We start from the raw sequence: 26868 nt of genomic DNA on the forward strand, positions 1-26868 counted from the left end.
CGGCTCTCAAGATCAAGAGCTGGGGGCTGGGGGCTGGGGGCTGGGGGCTGGGGGCTGGGGGCAAAAGCGAAGAGCTGAAAAGCGAAAAGCGAAGAGCGAAAAGCGGCGCTCGCCGCGCGGCAGGCCCCCGGGGGTGGAAGGGCGTCGGTTCGTTCCCCGTACGGCCTGCCGGAGGCAACCACCCTTCGCTCTTGTCCGCAACCGGTGAAGCGTGGTTGCGGACAAGAGCGAAGCGCGGTTGGGCTGCGCCCAGGCCGTACGGGGAACGAACCGAGGCCCTTCCGTGGGCGCTGCGCTTGGCGTGCGCCTGCGGCGCGGAGGCGTGCCTTGAGCGTGATGTGACAGGGGCCCCTGCCGTGGGGGGAGGTCGGCAGGGGCCCCTGGTTTGTGCACGGGTCGGGGGATGGCCCGTGCGGTCTGGTGGGTCGTGGTGACCCGGGTTACTTCGTGGCGATCTTGTGGCCCGGCAGGATCAGGTCCGCGTTCGGGATGAACTGCTTGTTCAGCTCGTGCAGCTTCGCCCAGCCGCCCTCGACCTTCAGCTCCTCCGCGATCTTCGACAGGCTGTCGCCCGGCTTGATCTCGTAGTCGCCGTTCGGGTTGGTCGACGGCAGGGCCACCGTCACCGGGGCCGCCTGCTGGACCGGCGCGGTCTGCTGCTGCTGCTGGACCGGAGCGGTCTGCTTGCGGGGCTGGGCCGGGGCCGGGGTGGTGCGCTTCGGGGCCGGTGCGGCGCCGCCGCCCAGGCCCTTCGGGCCGCAGACCGGCCAGGCGTTGATGCCCTGCGTCTGCAGGACGTTCTCGGCCACGCGGATCTGCTCCTCGCGCGACGCCTCGTGCGGCATGCCCTGGCCACCGTTGGCGCGCCACGTGCTGGGCAGGAACTGCAACCCGCCGTAGTAGCCGTTGCCGGTGTTGATGCTCCAGTCGCCGCCGCTCTCGCACGCCGCCACCGCGTCCCAGTTCACGCTCTGCGCGTTCGCCGTGCCGGCCGCCAGGCCCAGCGGGGCGCCGACGATGACGCCGGCTACGGCGACCTTCGCGACGGTGCGGGCGGCGGCGCTGGTGGTCGGGCGGTGCTTGCCTCGGTACGAAGCCATGTGCCTCTCTGCCCACCCACACCTGCTCGACCGGCCGGGGCTCGGGTTCCCCTCGTGGCCGATCGGTCCCCCCGTCCGGCGGATTTCTCTCGCTCGGGGTTGGTGCCGGGAGCCGTTGGACGGGGTTCGGTGTGCGGCGTCCCGGGTGGTGCTCTTGGTCGGTCGGGGCCAACCAACGAGCGACCGTACGTAACCACCGGAGCGAGGTAAAACGATCTGGGGGGTGATCCACATCACTGTAACGAACTCGGGTGATCCGTCGACCCTGTTGTTCCCGCTGGTCAGAGCGTCGTTATCGTCCCGTTTCCAATCCGAGATCCGTCGAGATCGATCACCCTCAGTGAGGCATGGATCACGTCGATCCGCCGCCCGGGTCAGCCCCCCGCGAAGGGCGGGAGGACGTCCAACTGGGCGCTGGGAGGGATGGGGGTGGCGCGGTCGCGGACCGCGACGCCGTCCAGGAGGAAGCTGCACGCCTTGAGGACCCGGGCGAGCCTCTCGTCGTGCCGCGTCTCGATCGCCGTCAGCGCGGTGGCCACGGTCGCCCCGGCGGGCAGGGCGAGGTTCTCGTCGGGGGTGCCCGAGGCGGCGCGCGCGCCCGCGAAGTACCGGACCGTCAGCTCGACCAACTTCAGCCTCCGATGGCGCTCATGGGACGGTCCGGCTGGTGGAAGCCGGCCTCGTTGATGCCGTGACCGGCCGCCTTCGCCCACGAGTTCGCCCGCCACCGGCGCGCGATCTCCTCGTCGGTCGCGCCGGCGCGCAGCAGCGCCCGCAGGTCGGTCTCGGACTGGCTGAACAGGCAGTTGCGCACCTGGCCGTCGGCGGTCAGCCGGGTCCGGTCGCAGGCCGCGCAGAACGGCCTGGTGACCGACGCGATCACGCCCACCACGGCCGGGCCGCCGTCCACCAGCCACCGCTCCGCCGGCGCGCCGCCCCGCTCGCCCGGCTCGGGCGCGAGGTCGAACGCCGTGCGCAGCGCCGCCAGGATCTCCTCAGCGGTCACCATGTCGTCGCGGTTCCAGCCGTGCTGCGGGTCCAGCGGCATCTGCTCGATGAACCGGAGCTGGTAGCCGTGCTCCAGGCAGTACCGCAGCAGCGGCACGGCCTCGTCCTCGTTCACCCCGCGCATCAGCACCGCGTTGACCTTCACCGGGGCCATCCCGGCGTCCCGCGCGGCGGCCAGGCCCGCGAACACGTCGTCCAGCCGGTCGCGGCGGGTCAGCGCGCGGAAGCGGGCCGGGTCGAGGGTGTCCAGCGAGACGTTCACCCGGTCGAGGCCGGCGCGCACCAGGTCGGCGGCGCGGCGGGCCAGGCTCAGGCCGTTGGTGGTCATCGAGATCTTCGGCCGCGGGTCCAGGGCGGAGGTGGCCGCGATCACGTCTTCCAGGCCCGGCCGCAGCAGCGGCTCGCCGCCGGTGAAGCGGATGTTGGTGACGCCCAGGCGGGTCACCGCGATGCCGATCAGCCGCACCAGCTCGGCGTCGGAGAGCAGCTCCCGCTTGGGCAGCCAGTCCAGGCCCTCGGCGGGCATGCAGTAGGTGCAGCGCAGGTTGCAGCGGTCGGTCAGCGACACGCGCAGGTCGGTGGCGACCCGCCCGAACCGGTCGACCAGCAGCGGGGAGTCGGGCCGGTCGGCCACGTCGGGGGTGCCGCGCACGATGGGTAGTCCCAGCTCGACTGCCGTCACCCCTACCAGGGTAATGGGCTGCCACTTGTGGGTACCGCTACAAATCCGACACAGCACGGCGGGAGGCGTTGGAGGACCATCCCAACCCCGGCCGGCCGGCGGCTAAATTGCTTGACATGACGAGCGAGCAGGACCCGCCCGCGGACGTGCTGGAGCGGTTCGCCGGGTACGCGCGGGAGTCCAGCGCCCTCACCGTCCTGTTCCACACCCGCCTGGCCGAGCGGATGGGCCTGTCGCCGACCGACGAGAAGTGCCTGGACCTGGCCGTTCGCGCCGAGGGACCGGTCACCGCGGGCCGCATCGCCGAGCTGTCCGGGCTCTCCACCGGAGCGGTCACCGGCGTGATCGACCGGCTGGAGAAGGCCGGGTACGTGCGCCGCGTGCGCGACCCGCACGACCGGCGCAAGGTGCTGGTCGAGGTGGTCGTCGCCGACGCCGGGCTGTTCGAGGGCGCGCGCGAGACGTTGCGCGAAGTTCTCGCGCAGTTCACACCGGACGAGCGCGAGGTCCTCGACCGCTACCACCGGGTGCTGATCGAAACGTTCCGCAGGCGCGTCGTCGACGTCTGAGCCGGCAGCATGACCCGCATGGCCGAGCAGTGGAACTACCTGATGGACATGGACGGCGTGCTCGTGCACGAGGAGCACCCGATCCCCGGGTCGAGCGAGTTCGTGGCGGAGCTGACCGCGAACGGCATCCCGTTCCTCGTGCTCACGAACAACTCGATCTACACGCCGCGCGACCTGCGGGCCCGCCTGGCCCGCACCGGGCTGGAGGTGCCGGAGACGGCGATCTGGACCTCCGCGCTGGCCACCGCGCGGTTCCTGGACTCGCAGCGGCCCGGCGGGTCGGCGTTCGTCATCGGCGAGGCGGGCCTGACCACGGCGCTGCACGAGATCGGGTACGTGCTCACCGACCGCGACCCGGACTACGTCGTCCTCGGCGAGACCCGCACCTACAGCTTCACCGCCATCACCAAGGCGATCCGCCTGGTCGAGGAGGGCGCGAAGTTCATCGCCACCAACCCGGACGCGACCGGCCCGTCCCGCGAGGGCTCGCTGCCCGCGACCGGGTCCATCGCGGCGCTGATCGAGCGGGCGACCGGGCGCGAGCCGTACTACGTGGGCAAGCCCAACCCGTTGATGATGCGGTCGGCGCTGCGGGCGCTGGGCGCGCACTCGGCGAACACGCTGATGATCGGCGACCGGATGGACACCGACGTGCGGTCCGGCCTGGAGGCGGGGCTGCGGACCATCCTCGTGCTGACCGGCATCTCGGCGGACTCCACGGCGGAGCGGTACCCGTACCGGCCGACGCGGGTGGTGAAGTCGATCGCCGAGCTGGTCGGCCACTCGGCGAACCCGTTCCCCGACGAGGACTAGGCCTCGGGCTCGACCCGGACCACGTCCAGGTCGCCGGCGACGACCAGGCGCTCGAACGGCTCGTCGCCGGCGGTGACCCGCACGAGCGCCGGCCGCCCGCCGAACGCGCTCACGGTGCCGTGGCGCCCGTTGGGCAGGTCGGCGCCGGGCAGTCCGTTGAGCCGGTCCGCGAGCCGTTCGGCCTGGTCGCGGACCAGTTCGCCGCGCCCGGACACCGCGCTGGCCGGGCCGGCCGCCGCGCCGAGGCGGTCCAGCAGGTCGGCGTGCAGCCGCAGCCAGTCGACGTGCTCCCACGGCGTCAGCGCCCCGGTCGCGGCGGTCTCCGCCATGACCTCGTCCAGCACGACCGCGACGCGTTCCAGGTGCTCCCTCATGCCGGTGAGAATGCCCACGGGCGGGTTCCGTCACGCGGAACGCGCGGACTTCACCCCGGTGGGGGAGGCCGCACGGCCCAGCGGGACGTCCGCATCCGGCCCCGCGGTGATCCACTCCTACGCGTCGCACCGGGACGTCGCCTATCGTCGCTGATGTGGACAGACCGCTCTTCGTCGTCGGGGACGTGCACGGGCACCTCGCCGAGCTGACCCGCGCCCTGCACGCCCAGCGGCTCGTGGACGCCGGCGGCGACTGGACCGGCGGCGACGCGGAGCTGTGGTTCCTGGGCGACTTCGTCGACCGCGGGCCCGACGGCATCGGGGTCATCGAGTTCGTGATGAAGCTGTCCGAGCAGTCCGAGGGCCGCGTCGACGCCCTCATCGGCAACCACGAGATCCTGCTCCTGGGCATGCACCGCTTCGGCGACACCCACGTGCCCAACGCCCCCACCCCGCGCAGCTTCGCCCGCAGCTGGCTGCTCAACGGCGGGCTGCGCAGCGACCAGGACCGGCTGACCGACCGGCACATCGACTGGCTGACGGGCCGGCCGGTGCTGCGCCTGGTCGACGAGCACCTGCTGATGCACTCCGACACGCTCGCGTACCTGGAGTGGGGCACCACGATCGAGCAGGTCAACGCGGCCGTGCGGGAGGTCCTGGAGGGCTCGGACCTGGAGGCGTGGTGGGAGTGCTGGCGCAAGATGACCACCCGCTACGCGTTCCGCGGCCCGGAGGGCGGTGACGTCGCCGCCGAGCTGCTGGAGGTGCTGGGCGGGCGCGAGGTCGTCCACGGGCACAGCGTGATCGCCGACCAGCTCGGCGTGTCGCCGGAGGAGATCGACGGCCCGCTGCGCTACGCCGACGACCGCGTGCTGGCCGTGGACGCGGGCCTCTACAGCGGCGGCCCGTGCCTGGTGGTCCGCCTGGACTCGGCTACGCCGGGACGATGACCTTGCCCAGCGGCATCAGCGACACGGGCACCATCTTGAAGTTCGCGACGCCGAGCGGGATGCCGATGATCGTGACGCAGAGCAGTACCCCGGTCACCACGTGCCCGATGGCCAGCCAGATCCCGGCGACGACGATCCAGATGACGTTGCCGAGCAGCGACGGCGCGCCCGCGTCGGCCCGGTCCACCACCTGCCGCCCGAACGGCCAGAGCGCGTAGTTGGCGATCCGGAACGCCGCCAGCCCCCACGGGATGGTGATGATCAGCAGGCAGCACACGATCCCGGTCAGGACGTACCCGATCGCCAGCCAGAAGCCGCTGAGCACCAGCCAGATCAGGTTCAGGATGATCCGCACCCCACCATCCTGCCCGAGCCGGCGGTCAGGCGAGCAGCGCCCGGGTCACCGCCACGACCATCGCCGGCGCGTCGCCCGACGGCGTCAACAGGTGGCTGACCACCAGCCGCACGGTGGTCTGGGCGACCAGGGCCCGGTGGTCCTCGGGGACGTGCGGCCAGTGCGCGGCCACGTGCGCCGCGAACACCTCGGCCGCCGCGCTGAGGATCTCGTGGCCGCGGGTGGTGATGAACGGGAGCATGTCCTCCGCGTTCGCGCCGCTGAAGACGGAGTGGGGCAACGGGTCGCGGGCCGCCTGGTCGAGGACGAACTCCACAGCGGCGCGCAGGCCCTCCAGCGGGTCGGCCGCGGCGGTCAGGCGGTCGTGCACGCCGGCCAGGAACTGGCCCGTCTTGTCCAGGGCCACCGCCCGGACCAGGGTCTCCTTGTTGCCGAACTCGTTGTAGACGGTCTGCCTGCTCACGCCCGCCCGGGTCGCGACGTCCACCATCCGCAGGCCGCGCGAGCCGTGTGCCGCGAGCAGGTCCGCCGCCGCGTCCAGCAGCGCCCGGGTGAGGTCGGTCACGGCGAAAAGCTTTACACAAAGCCGGATTTTGTAAAGACCGTAGAGTTCCAGGTGTGCCGTTGACCGTGGGGTTCGACCTCGACATGACGCTCATCGATCCCCGACCCGGCATGGCGGCGGTCATGAACGCCGTCGGCGCCGAGTCCGGGCACGCGCTGGACGGCGAGCACTTCGCGGCCAACCTCGGGCCGCCCCTGGACATGGTCTACCGCGCCTTCGGCGTGCCCGAGGACGAGGTCCCGGCGCTGGTCGCGCGGTTCCGGGCGCTGTACCCGGAGATCGTCATCCCCGCCACGGTCGCCCTGCCCGGCGCGGCGCAAGCGCTTGCCGCCGTGCGGGAGCTGGGCGGCACGACGATGGTCGTGACCGGCAAGTACCGGGCCAACGCCGCGCTGCACCTGGCCGCCTTCGGCTGGGAGGTGGACCACCTGTTCGGCGAGCTGTGGGCGGCGGGCAAGGCGGAGGCGCTCAAGCTGCACCGGGCCGCGGTCTACGTGGGCGACCACGTCGGCGACATGCGGGGCGCCAAGGCCGCGGGAGCGACGGCGGTGGGCGTGGTCAGCGGGCCCTGCACGCGGCAGGAGCTGGTGGACGAGGGCGCGGACGTCGTCCTCGCCTCGCTGGCGGAGTTCCCGGACTGGCTGCGCGTGAACGCCGTCAGCCTCGGGAGCGGGAGCTCCGCACCGCGCTGAACACGCCGAGCGCGAGCCCGGCGGGCGCGAGCAGCCAGCCCGCCGCGAACACCCAGCCCGGCAACCCGGGCTCGCCCGCCACGAACATCGCGACGATCGCCACGACACCCAGCGCGAACAGCGCCACTGCCAGCGGCATCAGCTTCGAGGTCGGCATGGGGTGAGCGTAGTCGCGCGATCGGAGGTGCCCCGGCGGTGGTGTTCTGGATAGTCTGGTGGGACGCGCCTCGGGCACGCCTGGGGCGCGTTCGTCGTGTGGTTGATCGAGGATTGGTGAGCGCGGTGCCGACCGGCAAGGTCAAGTGGTACGACTCGGAGAAGGGCTTCGGCTTCGTCACCCAAGACGGGGGCGAGGACGTGTACGTGCGGAAGTCCGCGCTGCCCCCGGGCGTCGAGGGCCTCAAGGCCGGACAGCGCATCGAGTTCGGCATGGCCGAGGGCCGGCGCGGCCCGCAGGCCCTGTCGGTGCGCCTGATCGACCCGACGCCCTCGGTGGCCGAGGCCCGGCGGCGCCCCGCGGAGGAGCTGCACGGCCTGGTCGAGGACATGATCAAGCTGCTGGAGCTGAAGGTGCAGCCGGAGCTGCGGCGGGGGCGCTACCCCGACCGCAAGAACACCAAGCTGATCGCCGACGTGGTCCGCGCGGTGGCGCGGGAGCTGGACCCGTAAAGACGCTCTATGAACGCGCAAGGGGCGTTGTGCTCGTGCACAACGCCCCTTTTCGTGCTGCTCAGGGGCAGTTGACCCACTCGTCGGTGCCGTCGGCGAACACCTGCCGCTTCCACACCGGCAGCCGCCGCTTCACCTCGTCGACCAGCTCGGAGCACACCGCGAACGCCTCGCCCCGGTGCTCCGCCGACACGGCGCACGCCAGCGCCACGTCCCCGATCCGCAGCTCGCCCACCCGGTGCGACACAGCCACCGCGCGCACGCCCTCGAACTTCGCGACCACGTCGGCGACGACCCCGGCCACCACGTCCCCTGCGGTCGGGTGCCCCACGTACTCCAGCTCGCGCACGGTCCGGCCGTGGTCGTGGTCGCGGACCACGCCGGAGAACGTCACGACCGCGCCCGCGCCCGCGTTCTCCACCAGCTTCGCGTGCTCCTCCACCGACAGCGGCTGGTCGCTGACGGTCGCCCGCAGCACCTCGGTCATGCGTGGTCACCTCCGGCCACCTGGTCCACCGCGTGCTCCAGCAGCGTGCCGAGCACGTCCAACCCGTCGCGCACCCCGCCGGTCGAGCCGGGCAGGTTCACCACGAACGTCCGCCCGGCGACGCCGGCCACGCCGCGCGACAGCACGGCCGTGGGCACGCGGGGCCAGCCTGACATGCGGATGGCGTCCGCCACACCGGGCACCTCGAAGTCCAGCACGGACCGAGTCGCCTCCGGGGTCCGGTCGGTGGGGCTGATGCCCGTGCCGCCGGTCGTCACGACCACCGACGCGCCCGCGGCGACGGCCGCGCGCAGGGCGTCGGCCACCGGCTCGCCGTCGGGCACCACGGTGGCGTCGGGCGTCTCGAAGCCGCGTTCGCGCAGCCACGCCACGATGATCGGCCCGCCCCGGTCCGCGTAGACCCCGGCGGAGGCCCGGTTGGACGCGGTCACCACGCGCGCGGTCCTCACGGGCGCTCCCACAGGCCGGTCTTGCCGCCTTCCTTGCGCTCCACCCGCACCGCGTCCAGCGTCGCCGCCGGGTCCACCGACTTGACCATGTCGTGCAGGGTCAGCCCGGCGACGGACACCGCCGTCAGGGCCTCCATCTCCACGCCGGTCCGGTCGGTGGTGCGCACGGTGGCCGTGATGTGCACCGCCGCGTCGCCCAGGCTCAGGTCCACGGACACCTTGGACAGCGCGATGGGGTGGCACAGCGGCACCAGCTCCCACGTCCGCTTGGCCGCCATGATGCCCGCGATGCGCGCGGTGGCCAGCGCGTCGCCCTTGGGCAGGGCGTCGCCGCCCAACAGCGCCACCACCTCGTCGGTCGTGCGCAGGACACCGGAGGCGACCGCCGTGCGGGTGGTCGGCTCCTTGCCGGAGACGTCCACCATGTGCGCCGCGCCGCTGGAGTCCAGGTGGGTGAACTGCTTGGTCATGCGGCCGATGCTAGGCCTGTTCGACCGCCGCCTTCCGGACGGCTTCGGCGACGGCGGGCGCCACGGACGCGTCGAACACGCTCGGCACGATGAACGAGGCGTTCAGCTTCTCCCCGTCGACCACGTCCGCGATGGCGGTCGCGGCGGCCAGCAGCATCGCGTCGGTGATGGTGCGGGCGTGCGCGTCCAGCAGCCCCCGGAAGACGCCCGGGAACGCCAGGACGTTGTTGATCTGGTTGGGGAAGTCGCTGCGGCCGGTGGCGACGACGGCGGCGTGCTTCTGCGCCTCCATCGGGTCGATCTCCGGGTCCGGGTTGGCCAGCGCGAACACGATGGCGTCGGAGTTCATCGTCGCGACCTGCTCCGCGCCGAACAGGTTCGGGGCGGACACGCCGATGAACACGTCCGCGCCGACCAGGGCGTCGTGCAGGCGGCCGGACGTGCTGTCCTTGTTGGTGACGGCCGCGATGGACTTCAGGTTGTCGTCCAGTCCCGGCCGGTCGCGGTGCACGATGCCGTCCACGTCGACCGCGACGATGTCGCCCGGCTCCTGCTTGAGCAGCAGGCGGATGATCGCGGACCCGGCCGCGCCGACGCCGCAGACCACGACCTTGCAGTCGGACAGCTTCTTGCCGACCACGCGCAGCGCGTTGCGCAGCGCCCCGACGACAACGATGGCAGTGCCGTGCTGGTCGTCGTGGAAGACCGGGATGTCGAGCTTCTCCCGCAGCCGGGCCTCGATCTCGAAGCAGCGCGGCGCGGCGATGTCCTCCAGGTTGATGCCGCCGTAGACGGGGGCGATCAGCTCGACCGCGCGGATGATCTCCTCGGTGTCCTGGGTGTCCAGGCACACCGGCCACGCGTCGACGCCGGCGAACTTCTTGAACAGGGCGGCCTTGCCCTCCATGACCGGCAGCGCGGCGGCCGGGCCGAGGTTGCCCAGGCCCAGCACCGCGGACCCGTCGGTGACGACGGCGACCGTGTTGCGCTTGATGGTCAGGCGGCGGGCGTCGTCGGGGTTCTCGGCGATCGCCTGGCAGACGCGGGCGACGCCGGGGGTGTAGGCGCGGGAGAGGTCGTCGCGGTTGCGCAGCGGGACCTTGGAGGAGATCTCGATCTTGCCGCCGAGGTGGACCAGGAACGTCCGGTCGGACACCTTGCGGACCACGATGCCGGGCAGCAGCCCGAGGGTGTCGGTGATGTCCTTGGCGTGGTTGGCCGACAGCGCGTTGCAGGTGAGGTCGATGATGACGCGGTCGTTGTGCGACTCGACGACGTCGAACGCGGTGATGACCCCGCCGGCGCGCCCGACGGCCGAGGTCAGGTCCCCCGCCGCGCTCGCCGACGGCGGCGCCTCCAGGCGGACGGTGATCGAGTAACCAGGGCCGGGGACCGGCATCGAACCTCCCAGAACAGCACTGCTCAGCGGAGGGTTCAGCGTAGTCCGACCGGATTAACGAAACTCTTGCGGCTCGACCCGCTCCGGCCGGGAGACTCCACGCGCGGGGAACGCCGCGCGGGCGCGGCCGGAGCCGGTGGTCGGCGGCTCGCCCGTGCGGTGCGCGGCGTTCCCGAGCGGCTCGCCCGTGCGGTGCGCGGCGTTCCCGAGCGGCTCGCGCGTGCGGTGCGCGGCGTTCCCGAGCGGTTCGCGGGCCGGCGCCTCAGCGGTTGATCTCGGTGGTCGGGTGGTGGTAGCCCAGGTCTTCCACCGGGAGCGGGAAGGTGACCTTGCCGAACGGGGACAGGGCGCCCTGCACGTCGCTGGCCAGTTCGCTCACCGCGTACTTGCCGTCCGCGGGCGGCTCCGGCCAGTTCGGGTCGATGCGCTCGGGGCGGGCCTTGGCCACGGTTCCTCCTCGGGGGTGCTGCTGGTCGTGGACAAGTGTGCCTCACCGCTCCCCGTGCGCGCGCGGCCCTATACCGTGGTGGGGATGTCCGGCACCACACTCGCCGACTGGCTGCGCGCGCAGGACGACTCCGCGCTCGTGGCGCTGCTGCGCGCCCGGCCCGACCTGGCCACGCCACCGCCGGCCGACGTCACCGTGCTCGCCACCCGGATCGGGTCGCGGGCGTCGGTCTCGCGGGCCTGCGAGGACCTCGACACGTTGGCGTTGAGCGTCCTGGAAGCGCTGCTGGTGCTGGACGCCGACCTGCACCCCGTCGCGTTCGACCAGCTCGCGGCGTTGTTCGACGTGGACGTCCGGCCGACCGTGCGGCTGTTGCGGGACCGGGCGCTGGTGTGGGGCGAGCCCTCCGCGCTGTCCACGCCGCCCGCCACGCGGGACGCGGTCAACCCGTTCCCGTGCGGGCTGGGGCGGTCCGTGCCGTCGCTCGCCGAGGCCGATCTCGGGGTGCTGGGCGAGGACGAGCGGCGGGTGCTGGGGGCGTTGGCGGCCGGGCCGCCGGTGGGGCAGACGAAGGACGCCGCGCACGTCGTGTCGCTGGCCAACGCCACGACGCCGATCCAGAAACTGCTGGCCAGGGGCCTGTTGGTGCGGCGGGACGCGTTGACCGTCGAGTTGCCGCGTGAGATCGGTCTCAAGGTGCGCGGGGACCGCCCGCTGGGTGACGTCCAGACCTCCGAGCCGCCGTTGACGACCGTCGAGCGCGTGCCCGCCACCGTGGACAGCACGGGTGGCGGTGCGGCGCTGGAGCTGTGCCGGCACGTCGAGGGGCTGCTCGGGCTGTGGTCGGAGGAGCCGCCCGCCGTGCTGCGGTCCGGCGGCGTGGGCGTGCGGGAGCTGCGGCGGGTCGCCAAGGACCTGGACGTGGACGAGCGGCGGGCCGCGCTGCTGGTGGAGCTGGTGGTCAACGCCGGGCTGGTGGCCGACAGCGAGGGCACCGACCCGGAGTGGGTGCCGACGACGCAGGCCGACTCGTGGCTGACCGCCGCGCCGGAGCACCGGTGGGCGGCGCTCGCGCAGGCGTGGCTGGACCTGCCCCGGCTGCCGGGGCTCATCGGGCAGCGCGACGACCGCGACCGGCTGCTCAACCCGTTGGCGCCCGAGCTGAACCGGCCGGGCGCGCCGCGGGACCGGCGGCGGATCCTGGACGCCCTCGCGGCCCTGCCGCCGGGCACGGCCGTGCCGGACGTGGCCGAGCTGGCCGCCGTGCTGGCGTGGCGCGCGCCCCGGCGCGGCGGGCGGCTGCGGGACGAGCTGGTGCGGTGGGCGGTGGACGAGGGCACGGCGGTGGGCGTGCTGGCGCTGGGCGCGTTGACCGCGCAGGGCCGGACGCTGCTGTCCGAGGGGTCCGGTCCGGCGGCGAAGCGGCTGGGCGACGCCCTGCCCCCGCCGGTGGACCACGTGCTGGTGCAGGCGGACCTGACGGTCGTCGCGCCGGGGCGGTTGGAGCCGGAGCTGGCGGAGGACGTCGCGCTGGTCGCGGACGTCGAGTCGGCCGGCGGCGCGACCGTGTACCGGGTGCACGAGGGTTCGGTGCGGCGGGCGTTCGACGCCGGGAAGACCGCCGCCGAGCTGCACGAGCTGTTCCGGGCCAAGTCGAAGACGCCGGTGCCGCAGTCGCTGACCTACCTGATCGACGACACCGCCCGCAAGCACGGGCGGCTGCGCGGCGGGGCGGCCGGGTCGTTCCTGCGCTGCGACGACCCCGTGCTGGTCGCCGAGGTGGTCGCGCACCCGGCGGCGGAACGGCTGGAGCTGCGCCGCATCGCGCCGACGGTGCTGGTCAGCCCGTTGCCGCTGGCGGAGGTCGTGGACGGCCTGCGGGCCGCCGGGTTCGCGCCCGCCGCCGAGGGGCCGGACGGGCGGGTGCTGGACCTGCGCGCGGCGGGGCGGCGGATCCCGGGCAAGGGCAGGCGGCGCGTGGCCGTGCCGTCGGTGCCGTCGGACGAGCAGCTGGGCGAGCTGGTGCGGCTGGTGCGCGCCGGCGACCGGGCGGCGGCGACCACGGGCGGGGCGCGCGTCGCGGTGCCGGGCCACCTGGGCGCGGGCCCGTCGGCGACGCTGGACCTGTTGCAGCGGGCCGCCCGGGAGGGGCGCGGCGTGCTCGTGGACTTCGTGGACGGGCACGGCACCGCGGCGCGGCGGGTGATCAAGCCGCAGGTCGTCGGCGGCGGCGTGCTGGAGGGCGTGGACGTCAGCTACGGCGAGGTCCGGCGTTTTCCGTTGCACCGCATCACTTCGGCCGCTCTGGTCGAGGACGACCCTGCGTGATGCCCGAACGGGGAGTTTGAACACCCCACGGGGTTCCGGCGGTCTTTTACCTTCTTTGGTGCGGCAAGAACGTCCGACACAGGGCCGCACCAGGGGCGGGCGTCACCCCGCTCGCCGGTCCCGCCCGGGCGGTCTCCCACGACGAGACCTCCCGGCGCGGGCCGTCGCGCCACCCAGCGTTATGCCCGTACGGGTAGCCGTGACCACCCGCCGGTGCCGCCACGGTGACCTAGCGTCGAAAGGGCTCGCACTGAGCACGAACCAATCTCGGGAGGAGTGGCGCATGTCCATCATCCGAAGGGTCCTGCTGGCGGCGGCGACGGCGGCGGGCGCGGTGATCCTGTCCACGGCGACGGCCACGGCGTCCCCGGTGGTCGACCGACACGAGGACTGCACGAACTCTGTCACCAACAGCATCGTCTTCGGCGACGCCGGCCTGTCCAACGACTGTGACCACCACCACCACGGTTGGTGGGGTGGTCATCACCACGACAGCGACTGGTACGACGACGACCACTGGGATGACGACGACGGCTGGGACGACCACCACCACCACCACGACCACCACTACTCGGACGACGACTGGATCTGGGTGTGGGTGGACTGACCGCTCCCAGGGTTGAAGCAGCGTGAAGGGCGGCCTCCCCGGCCCGGAGGCCGCCCTTCACCGTGCTGACAACCGGTTCGGGGCTTCGGGCCAGCGTGGTCGCGCGAGAAGCGCGGGCTGCGCACAGCGAATCCGACGCGGCACGGTCACCGCCTGACGCCGGGCAGCGCCAAAGGCGGCCCCGGCGGTTCGACGAACACCTGGCCGAGCGCAAGGGGAAGGACTGACCGATGGCTCGATCCTGGAAGGACGTGAAGGCCGACAAGGCGCGACGCGACCGAGCCGCCGGGCGGGACGTGGAGCACGTGCGGGAAGACGCCCACAACCGCACCCAGGCCGTCATCGTGGGCTTCCGCCCGGCGCGGTCGCGCGAGAAGCGCGGGCTGCCGCACACCGAACCCGGCCGCGGCGCGGTCACCGCCTGACGCCGGGCAGCGCGAAGGGCGGCCCCGTGCCGGAGCCGCCCCCGAAGTCGAGCCGGGCGGTCAGCCCGCGCGCACCGACATCCACTGGCGCATCGCGTGCTCCACCAGCGTGATCAACGTCTGCTTCGTCGACTGCCGGTTCCGCGCGTCACAAGTCACTATCGGCACGGACTGGTCGATCGTGAGCGCCTCGCGCACGTCCTCGATCCGGTGGTGCAGCAAACCGTCGAAGCAGTTCACCCCCACCACGTACGGCAGCTGCCGGTCGTCGAAGAAGTCGATCGACGCGAACGCGTCCGCCAACCGCCGCGTGTCCACCAGCACGATCGCCCCGATCGCACCCCGCACCAGGTCGTCCCACATGAACCAGAACCGGTGCTGACCCGGCGTACCGAACAGGTACAGGATCAGGTCCTGGTCCAACGACACCCGGCCGAAGTCCATCGCCACGGTCGTCGTGACCTTGTTCGGCGTCGCCGACAGGTCGTCGACCCCCGCGCTGGCCTCCGTCATCACCGCTTCGGTGGTCAGCGGAACGATCTCCGACACGGAACCGACGAACGTCGTCTTGCCCACACCGAAACCACCGGCGACCACGATCTTCGCGGAAGTCGTCGGCTTGCGAGCGCCTTCGGCCGCGTTGGGGCTAGAGCCTGCGAAGCCCACTGAGCACCCTCTCAAGGAATTCAATGGACGGCCGGTCCCCCACGACCAAGCCACCCTGGTGAATCAAAACCAAACCCATGCTCGCCATGTCACCGATCAACACCCGCACCACGCCCAGCGGGAGCCGCAGGTGCGCGGCGACCTCCGCCACCGAGCGGGTGTCGGTGCACAGGCCGCAGATGGACCGGTGCTCCGGCAGCACGGCCGCGTCCCGCTCCATGCCCCGCTCGCTGGTGGACACCAGCGCCTCGATGGCGAGGTCGTAGTCCGGCCGCGTGCGACCGCCGGTCCGGGTGTACGGGCGGACCAGCGAGCCGGACTCGGCCGCGGGGTCCTCCTCGTGTCGCACGACCGGCTGCGGTCCGGTCGTGTAGGGCAGTTGTTCCGGCACGCTGTCGGGCAGGCCGTGGGCGCCGAACAGGTCGGCCCCCGGACCTCCGAACAGGCCGCTGCCGTACCCGTCGATGTCGAACCGGTTGGGAACGTCGTCGTAGTCGTACGACGAGTCGTCAACCTCACGCTGAGACATATCGCCTAGCCCCTGCCCTGTGCCTTCTCCCCGTGGCGGTTCGGCCGTCCGACCGGTCCACGGGTTGGATGCGTGCTCGGCTTCCTCGTCCTCTGCGGGGTCGGCATCCGGCTCAGCGAATCGGAAGCCACCGACAGCCCACTCCTGGTAGTTGAAGTTCCTACCGAAGCGGCGTCCGCCGGCGCCAGATCGTTCAGCCATTTACCGCTCACCCCCACGATCTCATGAGGACTACCGCCGAACCACGCCCTGGAGCTGCGCGCGCAGCTCCGGGGTGAGCTGCTGGCCGACGCGCTCGACCAGGAGGGTCATCTCGTAGGCCACGAGACCGATGTCACAGTTCGGGGCCGCGAGGACGGCGAGGCACGAGCCGTCGCTGATGGACATCAGGAACAGGTACCCCCGCTCCATCTCGACCACGGTCTGGTTGACGGCACCGGCCTCGAAGCACCGCGCCGCGCCGGCCGTGAGGCTGACCAGTCCGGACGCGACGGCGGAGAGCTGTTCGGCGCGGTCCCGGGGGAGTCCCTGGGAGCCGGCGAGCAGCAGCCCGTCCGCCGACACGACCACGGAATGTGCCACACCGGGAACCCGGCGCACGAAGTCGGTGATAAGCCAACCAAAGCTGCCTGGCTGAGCTGCGGTCGTCACTCCTGCTCCTCGTCTTGCCGGCTCGACATGTCACCAGCGTAAGCGTCGATCAACGCGTGTCGCCCTCGACGGACGCCCTGCTGAAGACTCGACATGCGTCCACGGATCGCGTCAGCGCTCCGTGGGGGCAGCGGGGGCCGCTGCTGCGGTTGCCGCTCCGCGGACGGGGTGGTCCTCGGTGCGGCGGATCCCGGCACAAGCTGAGCCTTGGGCACCCGCTTGGGCAACCCTGCCTGTGTCGTGGTCTCGGGGGCCTTGCTGAGCAGGGCCTGGGCGGCCTGCCAGCCCTCGTCGGCGGGCGACTGCCACACCGACTCGGCGGACGCCGCGGCGGGCTCGGGCTCGACGACCGGCTCGGGCTCGGTCACGCGGGGCACCTCCGCGGCGCGCTTGGGCAGGTGGTCGGCCGAGCCGGGCTGCCGCTTGGGCAGTCCGCCCTCGGTGAACGGCCGGCCCTGGTCGACCTCGCGGGGGGCGACCGGCGGGTGCGCCGGGCCGCCTTCCGTGGTCGGGGCGACCGGGGGCACGGGCTGGGGCTTGCGGGTCGGCAGGGCGGCCGACGGCGGTTCCGGAGCCTCCACGGCGCGCTCCGGGGCCGGCGGGACGTCCTGCGCGGTGGCCGCGTTGGTCTCGCTGCCCACGGCCTGGAACCACTGGGAGAGGACCGCCTCGTAGATCGGCAGCCGCTCGGTCGGGGCGTCCAGGTCGTCCCGGCTGGGCGCGTGCGGCGTCGAGCCGTTGCGCTGCGCGGGCTCCACCTGGGCCGGCTCCGGCTGGACAGACCCCATCTGGGCCGACTCCGCGTGGGCCGACTCCGCGTGGGCCGACTCCGCGTGGTCGGCGAACGCGTCGACCAGCGGTTCGCCCGCGAGGCGGCTCTCGATGGCCGGGGCGAACTGGGTGGTCTCGAACCCGTGCTGGTCGGCGTCGTCTTCCTCGTGGCGGTCGGAGTAGGCGGTGAACAGCGTGGGCTCGCCGAAGGTGCCGGACGGCTCGTTGTCGACGTCGCGCGTGGTGTGCTCGTCGGCCATCGGCAGCCACGGCTGGGAGATCTCGCCGGAGGTCTCGGCCGGGGCCTCGCCGAAGGTCGGCAGGCCCGCCGCGTCCGGTTCGCCCTCGCCCTGGACGAAGCTGACCGGGAAGGCCGGCTCGTCCTCGACGCGCGGCGTGCTCGCGGTGAACGCGCCGGCGATGCCGCTGGCCCGCTCCGCCGGGTGCGTGTAGCCCGAACCGGCGCCGAGGGGCTCGCCGAAGGCGGACACCGGGGGTTCGCCGAACGCCGACACGGTCGGGGCCGCGGCGGCGGCGCCGGGCGAGGACACCAGGGTGTCGGGGACCACGACGAGCGCGGTGGTGCCGCCCTCGATGTCCTCGTTGGCGCGCAGCCGGACCTTGATGTCGTGCCGCTTGGCCAGCCGCGCGACCACGTACAGGCCCATGCGGCGGGACACGGCGACGTCGACCTCGGGCGGGTCGGCGAGGCGCTCGTTGGCGTCGGCGATCTCCTGCTCGGCCATGCCGACGCCGCGGTCCTGGATCTCGATGGCCAGCTCGCCCTTGCGGGTGCGGGCCGTGCGCACGGTCACCTTCGTCACCGGGTCGGAGAACGCGGTCGCGTTGTCCAGCAGCTCGGCGATGAGGTGCACGAGGTCGTTGACCGCGCGGCCCTGGACGGTGAGCTCCGGGGTCTGGCCGACCTGCACGCGGGCGTACTGCTCGACCTCGGACACCGCGGCGCCCAGCACCTCGGCGGCCGGGACCGGGCGGGTCAGCCGGCGGGACAGGTCCGTGCCGGAGAGGACCAGCAGGTTCTCGGAGTTGCGCCGCATGCGGGTCGCGAGGTGGTCCAGCTCGAACAGCGAGGCGAGCTGGTCGGGGTCCTGCTCGTCCTGCTCCAGCCGGTCGATGAGGTTCAGCTGGCGCTCGACCAGGGCCTGCGAGCGGCGGGACAGGTTGACGAACATCGCGTTGACGTTGTCGCGCAGCAGCGCCTGCTCGGCGGCCAGCCGGACCGCTTCGCCGTGCACCGCGTCGAACGCCCGGGCCACCTGGCCGACCTCTTCGCGGGTCGTGATGGGCACCGGCGCGATGGCCGTCTTGGCGGCTTCCTGCGGGTTCGGGTCCTTGAGGATGTGCGCGACCGCGTCCGGCAGGCCGTGGTCGGCGACGTCGAGCGCGGTGCGGCGCAGGGTGCGCAGCGGGTTGAGGATCGAGCGGGCCACGAACAGGGCCATCACGATCGCCAGCAGCAGCGCGCCGAGGACGATGATCGAGTCGTAGAGCGCCGCGGTGCGGGCCTCGCCGGTCAGCTCGTCGGTGCGGTTCTGCAGCTGTTCGAGCAGCAGGTTCTCGACGTCCCGGGTGAGGTTCACGGTCAGCGTGGACGCGATGTCCCACTTCTCCGGGCGCAGCGAGCCCAGGCCCTTGCCGGCGGCGGCCAGGTTCAGCGCCGACTCCTGCATGTCGTTCGCGGTGTCGACGATCAGGCCGGTGACGGTGTCGTCGTAGATCTTGGCCTGCTCGGGCGTCGCGGACTTGCGGAAGTCGTTGCGGGCCGCGTCCAGCTCGGCGTTGGCGGCGAGCAGCGCGCGTTCCTGGCCGGGGCCGAAGTTCCCCCGCTGGAACACGTCGAGCATGATGCCGCGCTTGCGCGACTCCTGCTCCTTGACGCGGGCGATCGCGTTGGTGGCCAGGTGCAGCCGCACCAGTTCCGGGTTGTTGATCCCGGCGATGGCCTGTTCACCGAGGTCCAGGAGGCTTTCCACGGACTCGGAGTAGGTGCGCAGCACGGCGTCGGACGGGTACGCGGTGTCCCGGACGGCGTTGCGCAGGCTGTTGAGCCGGGTCAGCTGCTCGGAGGCGCGGCGGAACCGGGCGACCACGTCGTCGTCGAGGTCGCCGCTCAGTTCGGTGATCTTGGTCTTGAGCGCGTCGGAGGTGTCGTTGACGCGGCGCAGCTGCCGGTCGAGCACGACGCGGTCCAGCGACTTGCCCGAGGCGACGTGGCTCGCGCTCAGGTCGCGTTCGCGCTGGAGCTGCTGGACCAGGTCGGCGACCGCCGCTTCCAGCTGGATCTCGTTGGCCAACCGGTTGAACTCGGTCGCGTCGCCCAGGTCGGCCTGCACCCGCAGACCGCCCAGCGCGAGCGCCGCGACGGTCGGGATGAGCAGCACGGCGGCCAGCTTGGTGGGCAGCTTCCAGTTGCGCAGCCGCCAGCCCGCCGCGGTGGCGGCGTCCTTCTTCCGCACGTCGGTGCTCGGCCCAGCGCCCGTTGATTCGGTCACAGTTCCATCACGCAACGCAGCCAGTCCGTCACCCGTTCCGGGGCTATCGGAGCGTGGTGGAATCCCCACGCCTGACTGGCTGGGACCTCTCTCTCGTCGGGCCACCCTGGGCTTCCTCTTCCGGCAGCAGTGTTCCCCGGCCTCTCCCCACGGACCGAAGCATGGACTCGCAAAACGGGCCGAATTGCAGCACAGGGGCGGTTGCGCCGGCTAGGCACCCCGCCCTGCGCGGGGACACGAAGGTCCACTTGGACCTTGTGCCACCCGGCCGGTGAGCGTAGTGCCGAACCCCTGGCCCGGGGAAGACTCCGGAAGCACTCACCGTATCTGCCGGGACTGTCGTTTCACACCTCCGGGTGGTTACCATCCCCCGCATCGGCGTTTCCGGCCGAGAATTCAGTTGATCAATTGGACCGGCTCAAGAGGTCGTCGCGGCGAGAGGTGCCATGCCAACCCCAGCGCGTGTTCTCCGGCGTGCGGCAGCGTTGTTCGCGTGTGCCGCGACCCTGACGGCCTGTGGCCTGTTGCCCGGGACCGACGGCAACGACACACCCGAAGTGGAACGCAACACACTGCGCATCGGTGTGATGCCCGTCGTCGACGTGGCCCCGCTCAAGCTCGCGACCAACGAGAAGCTGTTCGAGAAGGCCGGCCTGTCCGTGCAGCTCGTCACGTTGAGCAGCGAGGAGGAGGGCCTCAAGCAGCTCGACACCACGCTGGACATCACGTGGGCCAGCCACGTGAACCTGTTCCGCACGGTCGCCGAGGGCACCCAGCTGCAACTGCAGGGCGAGGCCTACCAGGCGGGCGTCAACACGATGGCGCTGGTCACGACCGACTCGAAGTACACCGACCCGGCCGCCTTCGAGGCCCCGCGCATCGCCGTGAACAGCGACAAGGACATCGGCGCGCTGACCACCAAGGCCGTGCTGGACACCGCGGGCATCGAGAAGCAGCGGATCAACCTGCGCGTGATGCCGTTCGACCAGATGGTCAGCGCGCTGCGCGCGGGCCAGGTCGACGCCGCGTGGATGACCGAGCCGTTCATCACCAAGGCGCAGAAGGACGTCGGCGCGCGGATCGTCACCGACACCGCGGTCGGCCCCACCAAGGACTTCCCCATGTCGGGCTACGCGTCGAGCAAGAAGTTCGCCGACGCCAACCCCAAGACGCTGGCCCTGTTCCGGCAGGTCCTGCGGGAGGCGCAGCAGCTCGCGTCGAACAACAAGCTGGGCGTGCAGGACGCGCTGACCGGCTACGTCGACGTGGACCAGCAGACCGCCGCCCTGGTGTCGGTCGGCACGTTCCCGCTGTCGCTGAACCCGATCCGGCTCCAGCGCGTGGCGGACATGATGGACACCGAGGACGTGCTCCCGGGACGCCTGGACGTCCAGGGATTGCTGCCACCGGGCACGACGAACTAGCACTGAGCGACCGCTTGGTCGCACTTTGTGGCCGAATTCCCCGGGGCCTTCCGCGTTCGCACGCGGAAGGCCCCGGTGGCTATTTGGTCTCGGTCATGCAGATCGTGGTGGCGGGCTGTGAGTAGACGTACACGATGTCGCCGCTCTCGCACTGGTTCTCGTCGGCGGCGCCGGAGACCTTGGTGACCTTGTGCGTGGCGGAAGAACCACAGGTCACCTTGGTGGTTTTGCCCGCGACTATCGTGCCTTCCTGCTTGAAGCAGTCGCCGTCCTTGGCGTTGAGCGTCAGGCACAGCTTGAAGCCGTCGCTGCGCCGGCCGCCGCTGTCGCGGTACTCGGAGTAGTCGCCGGTCGGGCACGCCTTGGTGCTGCTGTCGAGGTTCACGGCCACCTTGAAGGCGGCCTCCGGCGAGCCGCAGTCGATCTTCTCGACGTCGGCGTCGCTGACCGACACCGAGTTGACCTTGATGCAGTCCCCCGCCTCCGCGCCGCCGGGGCTGTCCTTGCTCGCGATCAGACCCGCGACCACGACGCCGACGATGCCCAGGGCGACCACGGCGATCAGCACCTTCGCGCCCGTGGAGGTCTTCTGCTCCGGCGGGGGCGGGAACTGCGCCTGACCCGGGTGCTGGGGCGGCCCGAAGCCCGGCTGACCCGGGTACTGGCCCGGCTGCGGCTGGCCCGGCTGGCCGGGGTACGCGCCCGGCTGGGGCTGGCCCGGGAACCCGCCGGGGCCCGGCTGGGGCTGGTAGGGCGGCGGGTAGCCGGGCTGCTGGTAGCCCGGCTGGGCGGGTGGCGGCGGGTACCCCGGCTGGCCCGGCTGGGCGGGGAAGCCCTGCGGCTGGGACGGCGGGTAGCCGGGCGGGTTGCCACCCGGTGGCGGGCCGTGGGGCGGCGGGTTCGGGGGCGTGGTCACGCGGGTTCCTCTCGACTCGGGCGAGCCGGAACGTACCGCCGCCGACCCGCCCGTCGCAGCGGATTCCGCGCATCCCCCGGCGCAGCCGACCTGCCGCCGATCGGACGAGCGTCAGGGGGTGTTCTTGGCCAGGCAGAACGTGACCGACGGCTCCGGGTAGGCCACCGTGCGGTTCGGCTCACACGTCGTCGGCGTGCCGTGCGCGACCTTCACGACCTTGACCGCCTGGGCGTTGGTGCAGTCGACCTTGCGCAGGCCCGCCTTCTCGTCCCGGCCGTAGCACGCGCCCTCGACGAAGTTGGGGATCAGGCACAACGTCGTCGCCCCGGTGAACCGCGTGTACTGCGCGCCACCCCGCGGGCACTCCGCCTGCGCGTCAACCACCTTGGCGACCTTGACGTTGGCCAGGTCGTCCGCGCAGCTCACCGCCCGGTAGGTGGGCGACTCGGGACGCCCCTCGATGCGCGCGCACTCACCCGGTTGCGGGCGGGGCCGGTTGTCGCTGCCGGTCATCACGAACGCGTAGCCGTACGCCCCGACCGCCACGACGGCGACCGCGCCGATGACCCATCCGATCTTCCGCATGGTCTACGACATCGGCACGGCCGCCCGCCGGGTTGACGAGGTTCACCGCAAAGGGGTCACAGCTCCGCGGGAGCCAGGCAGTAGGTGACCTTCGGCTCGGGGTAGGACATGCCGGCGCTGTCCGGGCAGCGGGACAGGTCGATGTCGCCCTCGATGACGTCGGTGACCTTGATCGTCTCCGGGCCGGTGCACTCGGTCTTCACGAACCCGGTGCCCTCGTCGGGCTTGTAGCAGGCGCCCTTGGCCATGTTGGGCAGCAGGCACAGCTTGTAGCCGTCGCCGACGCTCGCCGCCGGGGAGACCTCGGTGTAGAGGCCCTCCTCGGGGCAGGCCTCGTCGGACTTGCCGAGCACCTTGCCGACCTTGTAGGAGGCGGCGTTGTCGTCGCAGTCGAGCGTCTTGACGTCGGCCCGGTTGTTCTCGTCCTGGCGGCCGATGCTGACGCAGTCGCCGGCGTCCGCGGTGGAGCGCTCGCTGACGACGAAGTACCCGGCCACGGCGACCGCGGCCAGCACGACGACGGCGAGCACGCCGATCAGCAGCTTCCGCTTCGAACCGCCGCCGGCGGGGGCGGGAGCGGGCGCGTCGTCCTCTTCGTCCGGGGTGATCAGGTAGCGGCCGGAACCGGCGGGCTGGTCCGCCTCGGCCTCGCTCTCGTGGGGCTTGGTGTCGCCTTCGTGGGGCTCGGTGTCGCCCGTGGGCGCGGCCGGCGTGGCTCCACCGGGAGTCGGGCCACCGGTCGTGCCACCGGCCGGGGCCGCGGGCGTGGCACCGCCGGGCGTGGTGTCCGGCTTGGGGTCGCCTGGTGCCTCGGGCTTCGGCTCGTCGCTCATGGTCATCCTCGCTGGACGGGTGCGCGTGACGCCCCAGAAGGTAGCGTCACGCGCACCCGGCCCCGCGATCAGGCGACCGCCGCCGGGATCAGGCGTTCTCGGCGGGGGTGAAGCAGAGGGTGAGCTTCGGCTCCGGGAAGGTCAGCGGCGCGCCCTCGGTGCAGGCGGCCTCGTCCTCGACGCCCTCGGCCTTCTTGGTCAGCTTGTAGGCGCCCGACTTCGAGCAGTCGACCTTCGGGTAGCCCATGGAGCTGCCCTCCAGCTCGTAGCAGTTGCCCTCGGCCATGATCGGGATCAGGCACAGCTTCGAGTCCGGGCCGCGGCGGGCGGTCTCGGTGTACTCGTCGTAGTACTTGCCGCCGCAGGACTCGCTCGTGCCCCCGAGCACCTTGGCGACGGTGTAGTTCGCCTCGGCCGCACCGCACGCGACGGTCTTGAAGTCCGGCTTGGTGGTCGTGCCGGTCAGGCTCGCGCAGTCACCGGCCTTCGTCTGGGCGGCGTCGCTGGTGAAGTAGTTGATGCCGTACACGACCAGAGCGGCCACCGCGATGCCGACGATCGCGGTGAGGATGCGCACCACGACGTTCGGCTTCTTCTTCGGCGCCGGACCCTGCGGCATCGGTGCCTGCTGCCCCGGGCCCTGGGGCGGGAAGGGCGGCTGCTGCGGGGGCGGCGGCGGGTAGTTCGGGTTGGGCGCGGGCGCGTCCGTGCTCATGATGACCTTCGTTCACATCGGGGAGTTCCCGGAATTCCACGCGTCGGGGCGTGACGGGAAGCTCCGGCACGCTATCGACTCACCCATCCGGGTGTTCACAGCTTTACCAAACCGAGTCCGTGCACAGGCAGTGACCAATCGAGCACGCCGGCGCGATCGACTTGCACTCGGTTGGAACACTGGAGGTACGCCAACGACAGGAGTGCGCTCTCGTGACCGACGGCCCTTTGATCGTCCAGTCGGACAAGACCCTGCTGCTGGAGGTCGACCACCCGCTGTCGGACGACGCGCGCACCGCCATCGCGCCGTTCGCCGAGCTGGAGCGCGCCCCCGAGCACGTCCACACCTACCGCGTCACTCCGCTGGCCCTGTGGAACGCGCGGGCCGCCGGGCACGACGCCGAGCAGGTGGTGGACGCGCTGGTCCGGTTCTCCCGCTACCCCGTGCCGCAGCCGCTGCTGGTGGACGTGGTGGACACGATGGGGCGGTTCGGCCGGTTGCAGCTGGCCAACCACCCGGCGCACGGCCTGGTCCTGTCGTCGCTGGACCGCGCGGTGCTGGAAGAGGTGCTGCGGCACAAGAAGGTCAAGCCGATGCTGGGCAACCGCATCGACGACGACACCGTGGTCGTGCACCCGAGCGAGCGCGGGCGGCTCAAGCAGCTGCTGCTCAAGATCGGCTGGCCGGCCGAGGACCTGGCCGGGTACGTCGACGGCGAGGCGCACCCGATCGAGCTGGTCGAGGACGGCTGGCAGCTGCGCGACTACCAGCGCCTGGCGGCGCAGGCGTTCTGGGCGGGCGGCTCGGGCGTGGTCGTGCTGCCGTGCGGGGCGGGCAAGACCCTGGTGGGCGCGGCGGCGATGGCCGAGGCGCAGGCGACGACGTTGATCCTGGTCACCAACACCGTCGCCGGGCGGCAGTGGAAGCGGGAACTGGTCGCGCGGACGTCGCTGACCGAGGACGAGATCGGCGAGTACTCCGGCGAGCGCAAGGAGATCCGTCCGGTCACCATCGCGACCTACCAGGTGATCACCCGCAAGTCGAAGGGCGAGTACAAGCACCTGGAGCTGTTCGACTCCCGGGACTGGGGCCTGATCGTCTACGACGAGGTCCACCTGCTGCCGGCGCCGGTGTTCCGGATGACCGCGGACCTCCAGTCGCGGCGGCGGCTGGGCCTGACGGCGACCCTGGTGCGCGAGGACGGTCGGGAGGGTGACGTGTTCTCCCTGATCGGGCCGAAGCGCTACGACGTGCCGTGGCGCGACATCGAGGCGCAGGGCTGGATCGCGCCGGCGGAGTGCACGGAAGTCCGGGTGACGCTGACGGACAACGAGCGCCTGGAGTACGCGACCGCCGAGGCGGAGGAGCGGTACAAGCTGTGCTCCACGGCGCGCACGAAGCTGCCGGTGGTGCGCGCGATCCTGGACCGGCACCCGGACGAGCCGACGCTGGTGATCGGCGCGTACCTGGACCAGTTGGAGAGCCTCGGCGAGGCGTTGGACGCCCCGGTGATCCAGGGTTCGACGAAGAACAAGGAGCGCGAGGCGCTGTTCGACGCGTTCCGCAAGGGCGAGCTGCGGACGTTGGTGGTGTCGAAGGTGGCGAACTTCTCCATCGACCTGCCGGAGGCGTCGGTGGCGGTGCAGGTGTCGGGCACGTTCGGGTCGCGGCAGGAGGAGGCGCAGCGGTTGGGCCGGCTGTTGCGGCCCAAGGGGGACGGTCGGCAGGCGCACTTCTACTCGGTGGTGTCGCGGGACACGCTGGACACCGATTACGCGGCTCACCGGCAGCGGTTCCTGGCGGAGCAGGGGTACGCGTACAGGATCGTCGACGCGGACGACCTGCTCGGGCCGAAACTCCCGGACATCTCCTGACCGACCCGTCCGCCGGCGCCTGACCCGCACCCGCCCGCCTGACCCGCCGCCCACGCCCGGCAGCCACGCCCGACGGCCACGCCTGGCCCGCCGGCACCCACCGCCGGCGCTCCTGGTGGTGTGCCGTGCGGCGCGCCCACCCACGCGCCGCCCGCCCGCGGCTGTCGCCGGCGGTCTCGGTGGTGTGCCGGGTGGCGCGTCCGCTTGGCGTGCGGCGTCGTCCGGTGGTGGCCGGGCGCTAGGTTGGGCGCGGAATCTGGTTGCGCTGGGGCTGGGTGGGTGGCTTCGGGATGACGGTGGTGGTGCGGCTGCGGCCGTCGCCTCGCTGGTGGGTGTGGCGGCCCGGGGTCGAGCGGGCCGAGGTGGTCGCGGCGGCGGTTCGGCGGGCTCGTCGCGGGCGGGCGCGATTATTCGCCGCGGTCGGCTTGCCGTTGTGCGGCGTGATCGCGGTGGTGGTACCCGGGACCGGCTGGAAGGTCGGCCTGGTCGCGGCCGTGCTCGTGGGGGCGGCGGTGGTCGGCGCGGTGCCGCCCCGGGTGTCCGAGTGGGACGTGGTGGCGGCGGCGGACGGCGCGGACGTCGTGCACTGCGAGCAGTTCGCCGATCCCGAGCAGCGGCGGCGGGCCCGGCGGTTGTGCGAGCACTTCCTCGCGGTCGCCGAGGTGTCCGACTCGCCTCGGCTGCGGGGCGTGGAAGTGTCGCTGTGGCGGGCGTTGGTCGCGCTCCGGGAGAGCCTGGTCGTGCGGGACGCCCTGGCCCGCGCCGAGAACCGGGTCGGGCTGGCCGCCGAGATCGCCGAGTCCACCCGCGGCCTGGCCGGGCTGGACCGGCGGGTGGACGAGTTCGCCGCCGCCCTGCGGATCGCGGTCGAGGAGGTCGCGGAGGTGGACCCGGAGTCGGCGGAGAGCGCGTTGCGGCGGGTCGCCGCCCTGGACCCGATCTGAGCACCGGCCCGGAAGCCGGGGGATCTAGGGTTCCCG

Annotated in this window: 29 protein-coding genes and 1 pseudogene; 11 read left to right on the forward strand and 19 right to left on the reverse strand. The window is 72.3% G+C overall.

All coding sequences use genetic code 11. The features are described from left to right. Positions 1 to 440: 440 nt before the first annotated feature. The 3 genes from ABD126_RS07195 to moaA all read right to left on the reverse strand — a co-directional run bounded on the left by ABD126_RS07195 (position 441) and on the right by moaA (position 2790). On the reverse strand, positions 441 to 1100 hold the full coding sequence (locus tag ABD126_RS07195; protein ID WP_343932846.1) for a transglycosylase family protein: 660 nt from the start codon (positions 1098 to 1100) through the stop codon (positions 441 to 443). A 374-nt stretch (positions 1101 to 1474) separates the two neighbouring features. After that, on the reverse strand, positions 1475 to 1729 hold the full coding sequence (locus ABD126_RS07200; protein WP_343932847.1) for a MoaD/ThiS family protein: 255 nt from the start codon (positions 1727 to 1729) through the stop codon (positions 1475 to 1477). A gap of 2 nt (positions 1730 to 1731) precedes the next feature. Then, a complete protein-coding gene (gene moaA / locus ABD126_RS07205; protein ID WP_343932848.1) occupies positions 1732 to 2790 on the reverse strand; it encodes a GTP 3',8-cyclase MoaA in 1059 nt (352 codons plus the stop codon). Positions 2791 to 2906: 116 nt separating this feature from the next. On the opposite strand from moaA, the gene ABD126_RS07210 reads away from it, so the two are divergent. Continuing rightward, positions 2907 to 3359 carry a MarR family winged helix-turn-helix transcriptional regulator gene (locus tag ABD126_RS07210; protein ID WP_343932849.1) on the forward strand — a complete coding sequence of 151 codons (453 nt, stop codon included), beginning with the start codon at positions 2907 to 2909 and terminating at the stop codon, positions 3357 to 3359. Between the two features lie 18 nt (positions 3360 to 3377). Next, positions 3378 to 4172, forward strand: coding sequence for an HAD-IIA family hydrolase (locus ABD126_RS07215; RefSeq protein WP_380567291.1), 795 nt, complete (start codon positions 3378 to 3380; stop codon positions 4170 to 4172). On the opposite strand, the gene ABD126_RS07220 is transcribed toward ABD126_RS07215, so the two are convergent. Next, a complete protein-coding gene (locus tag ABD126_RS07220) occupies positions 4169 to 4546 on the reverse strand; it encodes a hypothetical protein (protein ID WP_343932851.1) in 378 nt (125 codons plus the stop codon). The genes ABD126_RS07215 and ABD126_RS07220 overlap by 4 nt on opposite strands. 155 nt (positions 4547 to 4701) lie before the next feature. Here ABD126_RS07220 and ABD126_RS07225 point away from each other — a divergent pair, with 155 nt between their 5' ends. Next, complete coding sequence (locus ABD126_RS07225; RefSeq protein ID WP_343932852.1) at positions 4702 to 5496, forward strand: metallophosphoesterase; 795 nt, start codon at positions 4702 to 4704, stop codon at positions 5494 to 5496. Here the strand turns inward: ABD126_RS07225 and ABD126_RS07230 are convergent. Then, complete coding sequence (locus ABD126_RS07230; RefSeq protein ID WP_343932853.1) at positions 5480 to 5851, reverse strand: YccF domain-containing protein; 372 nt, start codon at positions 5849 to 5851, stop codon at positions 5480 to 5482. The two genes, ABD126_RS07225 and ABD126_RS07230, sit on opposite strands and share 17 nt — an antisense overlap. Before the next feature lie 25 nt (positions 5852 to 5876). Beyond that, positions 5877 to 6416, reverse strand: a complete 540-nt coding sequence (locus ABD126_RS07235; protein ID WP_343932854.1) for a TetR/AcrR family transcriptional regulator — start codon at positions 6414 to 6416, stop codon at positions 5877 to 5879. A 53-nt stretch (positions 6417 to 6469) separates the two neighbouring features. Between ABD126_RS07235 and ABD126_RS07240 the strand changes: the two genes are divergently transcribed. Continuing rightward, a complete protein-coding gene (locus ABD126_RS07240) occupies positions 6470 to 7108 on the forward strand; it encodes an HAD family hydrolase (RefSeq protein WP_343932855.1) in 639 nt (212 codons plus the stop codon). Here the strand turns inward: ABD126_RS07240 and ABD126_RS07245 are convergent. Beyond that, positions 7074 to 7265: a hypothetical protein gene (locus ABD126_RS07245; protein WP_343932856.1), complete on the reverse strand. Its 192-nt coding sequence runs from the start codon at positions 7263 to 7265 to the stop codon at positions 7074 to 7076. The genes ABD126_RS07240 and ABD126_RS07245 overlap by 35 nt on opposite strands. A gap of 125 nt (positions 7266 to 7390) precedes the next feature. On the opposite strand from ABD126_RS07245, the gene ABD126_RS07250 reads away from it, so the two are divergent. Next, positions 7391 to 7777: a cold-shock protein gene (locus tag ABD126_RS07250; RefSeq protein ID WP_343932965.1), complete on the forward strand. Its 387-nt coding sequence runs from the start codon at positions 7391 to 7393 to the stop codon at positions 7775 to 7777. 61 nt (positions 7778 to 7838) lie between these two features. Here ABD126_RS07250 and ABD126_RS07255 read toward each other — a convergent pair. The 4 genes and pseudogenes from ABD126_RS07255 to ABD126_RS07270 all read right to left on the reverse strand — a co-directional run bounded on the left by ABD126_RS07255 (position 7839) and on the right by ABD126_RS07270 (position 11051). Then, positions 7839 to 8734, reverse strand: a pseudogene (locus tag ABD126_RS07255) (molybdenum cofactor biosynthesis protein MoaE). Beyond that, complete coding sequence (gene moaC / locus ABD126_RS07260; RefSeq protein WP_343932857.1) at positions 8731 to 9204, reverse strand: cyclic pyranopterin monophosphate synthase MoaC; 474 nt, start codon at positions 9202 to 9204, stop codon at positions 8731 to 8733. Before moaC ends, ABD126_RS07255 begins: the two are co-directional and overlap by 4 nt. A 10-nt stretch (positions 9205 to 9214) precedes the next feature. After that, positions 9215 to 10603 (reverse strand): NAD-dependent malic enzyme, encoded by a 1389-nt coding sequence (locus ABD126_RS07265; RefSeq protein WP_343932858.1) that lies wholly within the window; start codon positions 10601 to 10603, stop codon positions 9215 to 9217. A gap of 262 nt (positions 10604 to 10865) precedes the next feature. Continuing rightward, complete coding sequence (locus ABD126_RS07270) at positions 10866 to 11051, reverse strand: hypothetical protein (RefSeq protein WP_343932859.1); 186 nt, start codon at positions 11049 to 11051, stop codon at positions 10866 to 10868. Between the two features lie 84 nt (positions 11052 to 11135). On the opposite strand from ABD126_RS07270, the gene ABD126_RS07275 reads away from it, so the two are divergent. From ABD126_RS07275 to ABD126_RS07285, 3 genes are all read left to right on the forward strand, one after another. Further along, positions 11136 to 13379: a helicase-associated domain-containing protein gene (locus tag ABD126_RS07275; protein ID WP_343932860.1), complete on the forward strand. Its 2244-nt coding sequence runs from the start codon at positions 11136 to 11138 to the stop codon at positions 13377 to 13379. A 283-nt stretch (positions 13380 to 13662) separates the two neighbouring features. After that, complete coding sequence (locus ABD126_RS07280) at positions 13663 to 13986, forward strand: hypothetical protein (RefSeq protein ID WP_343932861.1); 324 nt, start codon at positions 13663 to 13665, stop codon at positions 13984 to 13986. 230 nt (positions 13987 to 14216) lie between these two features. Next, positions 14217 to 14411: a hypothetical protein gene (locus ABD126_RS07285; RefSeq protein WP_343932862.1), complete on the forward strand. Its 195-nt coding sequence runs from the start codon at positions 14217 to 14219 to the stop codon at positions 14409 to 14411. A 60-nt stretch (positions 14412 to 14471) separates the two neighbouring features. Here ABD126_RS07285 and ABD126_RS07290 read toward each other — a convergent pair whose 3' ends face one another. From ABD126_RS07290 to ABD126_RS07305, 4 genes are read right to left on the reverse strand one after another with little or no spacing between them, the layout of a single operon-like run. Beyond that, positions 14472 to 15077, reverse strand: coding sequence for a GTP-binding protein (locus ABD126_RS07290; protein ID WP_033432210.1), 606 nt, complete (start codon positions 15075 to 15077; stop codon positions 14472 to 14474). Continuing rightward, positions 15058 to 15807, reverse strand: coding sequence for a DUF742 domain-containing protein (locus ABD126_RS07295; RefSeq protein WP_343932864.1), 750 nt, complete (start codon positions 15805 to 15807; stop codon positions 15058 to 15060). Before ABD126_RS07295 ends, ABD126_RS07290 begins: the two co-directional genes overlap by 20 nt. A gap of 30 nt (positions 15808 to 15837) precedes the next feature. Beyond that, positions 15838 to 16257 (reverse strand): roadblock/LC7 domain-containing protein, encoded by a 420-nt coding sequence (locus tag ABD126_RS07300; RefSeq protein WP_189221129.1) that lies wholly within the window; start codon positions 16255 to 16257, stop codon positions 15838 to 15840. After that, positions 16254 to 19541, reverse strand: a complete 3288-nt coding sequence (locus tag ABD126_RS07305) for a nitrate- and nitrite sensing domain-containing protein (protein WP_343932865.1) — start codon at positions 19539 to 19541, stop codon at positions 16254 to 16256. Before ABD126_RS07305 ends, ABD126_RS07300 begins: the two co-directional genes overlap by 4 nt. Positions 19542 to 19987: 446 nt before the next feature. On the opposite strand from ABD126_RS07305, the gene ABD126_RS07310 reads away from it, so the two are divergent. Next, positions 19988 to 20965, forward strand: coding sequence for an ABC transporter substrate-binding protein (locus ABD126_RS07310; protein WP_343932866.1), 978 nt, complete (start codon positions 19988 to 19990; stop codon positions 20963 to 20965). A 79-nt stretch (positions 20966 to 21044) separates the two neighbouring features. Here ABD126_RS07310 and ABD126_RS07315 read toward each other — a convergent pair whose 3' ends face one another. From ABD126_RS07315 to ABD126_RS07330, 4 genes are all read right to left on the reverse strand, one after another. Further along, on the reverse strand, positions 21045 to 21881 hold the full coding sequence (locus tag ABD126_RS07315; protein WP_343932867.1) for an LppU/SCO3897 family protein: 837 nt from the start codon (positions 21879 to 21881) through the stop codon (positions 21045 to 21047). 111 nt (positions 21882 to 21992) lie between these two features. Then, a complete protein-coding gene (locus ABD126_RS07320) occupies positions 21993 to 22466 on the reverse strand; it encodes an LppU/SCO3897 family protein (RefSeq protein WP_343932869.1) in 474 nt (157 codons plus the stop codon). Between the two features lie 56 nt (positions 22467 to 22522). Beyond that, positions 22523 to 23299, reverse strand: a complete 777-nt coding sequence (locus ABD126_RS07325; protein WP_343932870.1) for an LppU/SCO3897 family protein — start codon at positions 23297 to 23299, stop codon at positions 22523 to 22525. 88 nt (positions 23300 to 23387) lie between these two features. Further along, positions 23388 to 24014, reverse strand: coding sequence for an LppU/SCO3897 family protein (locus tag ABD126_RS07330; RefSeq protein ID WP_343932871.1), 627 nt, complete (start codon positions 24012 to 24014; stop codon positions 23388 to 23390). A 212-nt stretch (positions 24015 to 24226) separates the two neighbouring features. Here ABD126_RS07330 and ABD126_RS07335 point away from each other — a divergent pair, with 212 nt between their 5' ends. Next, positions 24227 to 25888 carry a DNA repair helicase XPB gene (locus ABD126_RS07335; protein ID WP_343932872.1) on the forward strand — a complete coding sequence of 554 codons (1662 nt, stop codon included), beginning with the start codon at positions 24227 to 24229 and terminating at the stop codon, positions 25886 to 25888. A 290-nt stretch (positions 25889 to 26178) separates the two neighbouring features. Continuing rightward, on the forward strand, positions 26179 to 26832 hold the full coding sequence (locus ABD126_RS07340; protein WP_343932873.1) for a hypothetical protein: 654 nt from the start codon (positions 26179 to 26181) through the stop codon (positions 26830 to 26832). Positions 26833 to 26868: the final 36 nt, after the last annotated feature.

This window comes from Saccharothrix mutabilis subsp. mutabilis, assembly GCF_039521145.1.
Taxonomy (GTDB): domain Bacteria; phylum Actinomycetota; class Actinomycetes; order Mycobacteriales; family Pseudonocardiaceae; genus Actinosynnema; species Actinosynnema mutabilis.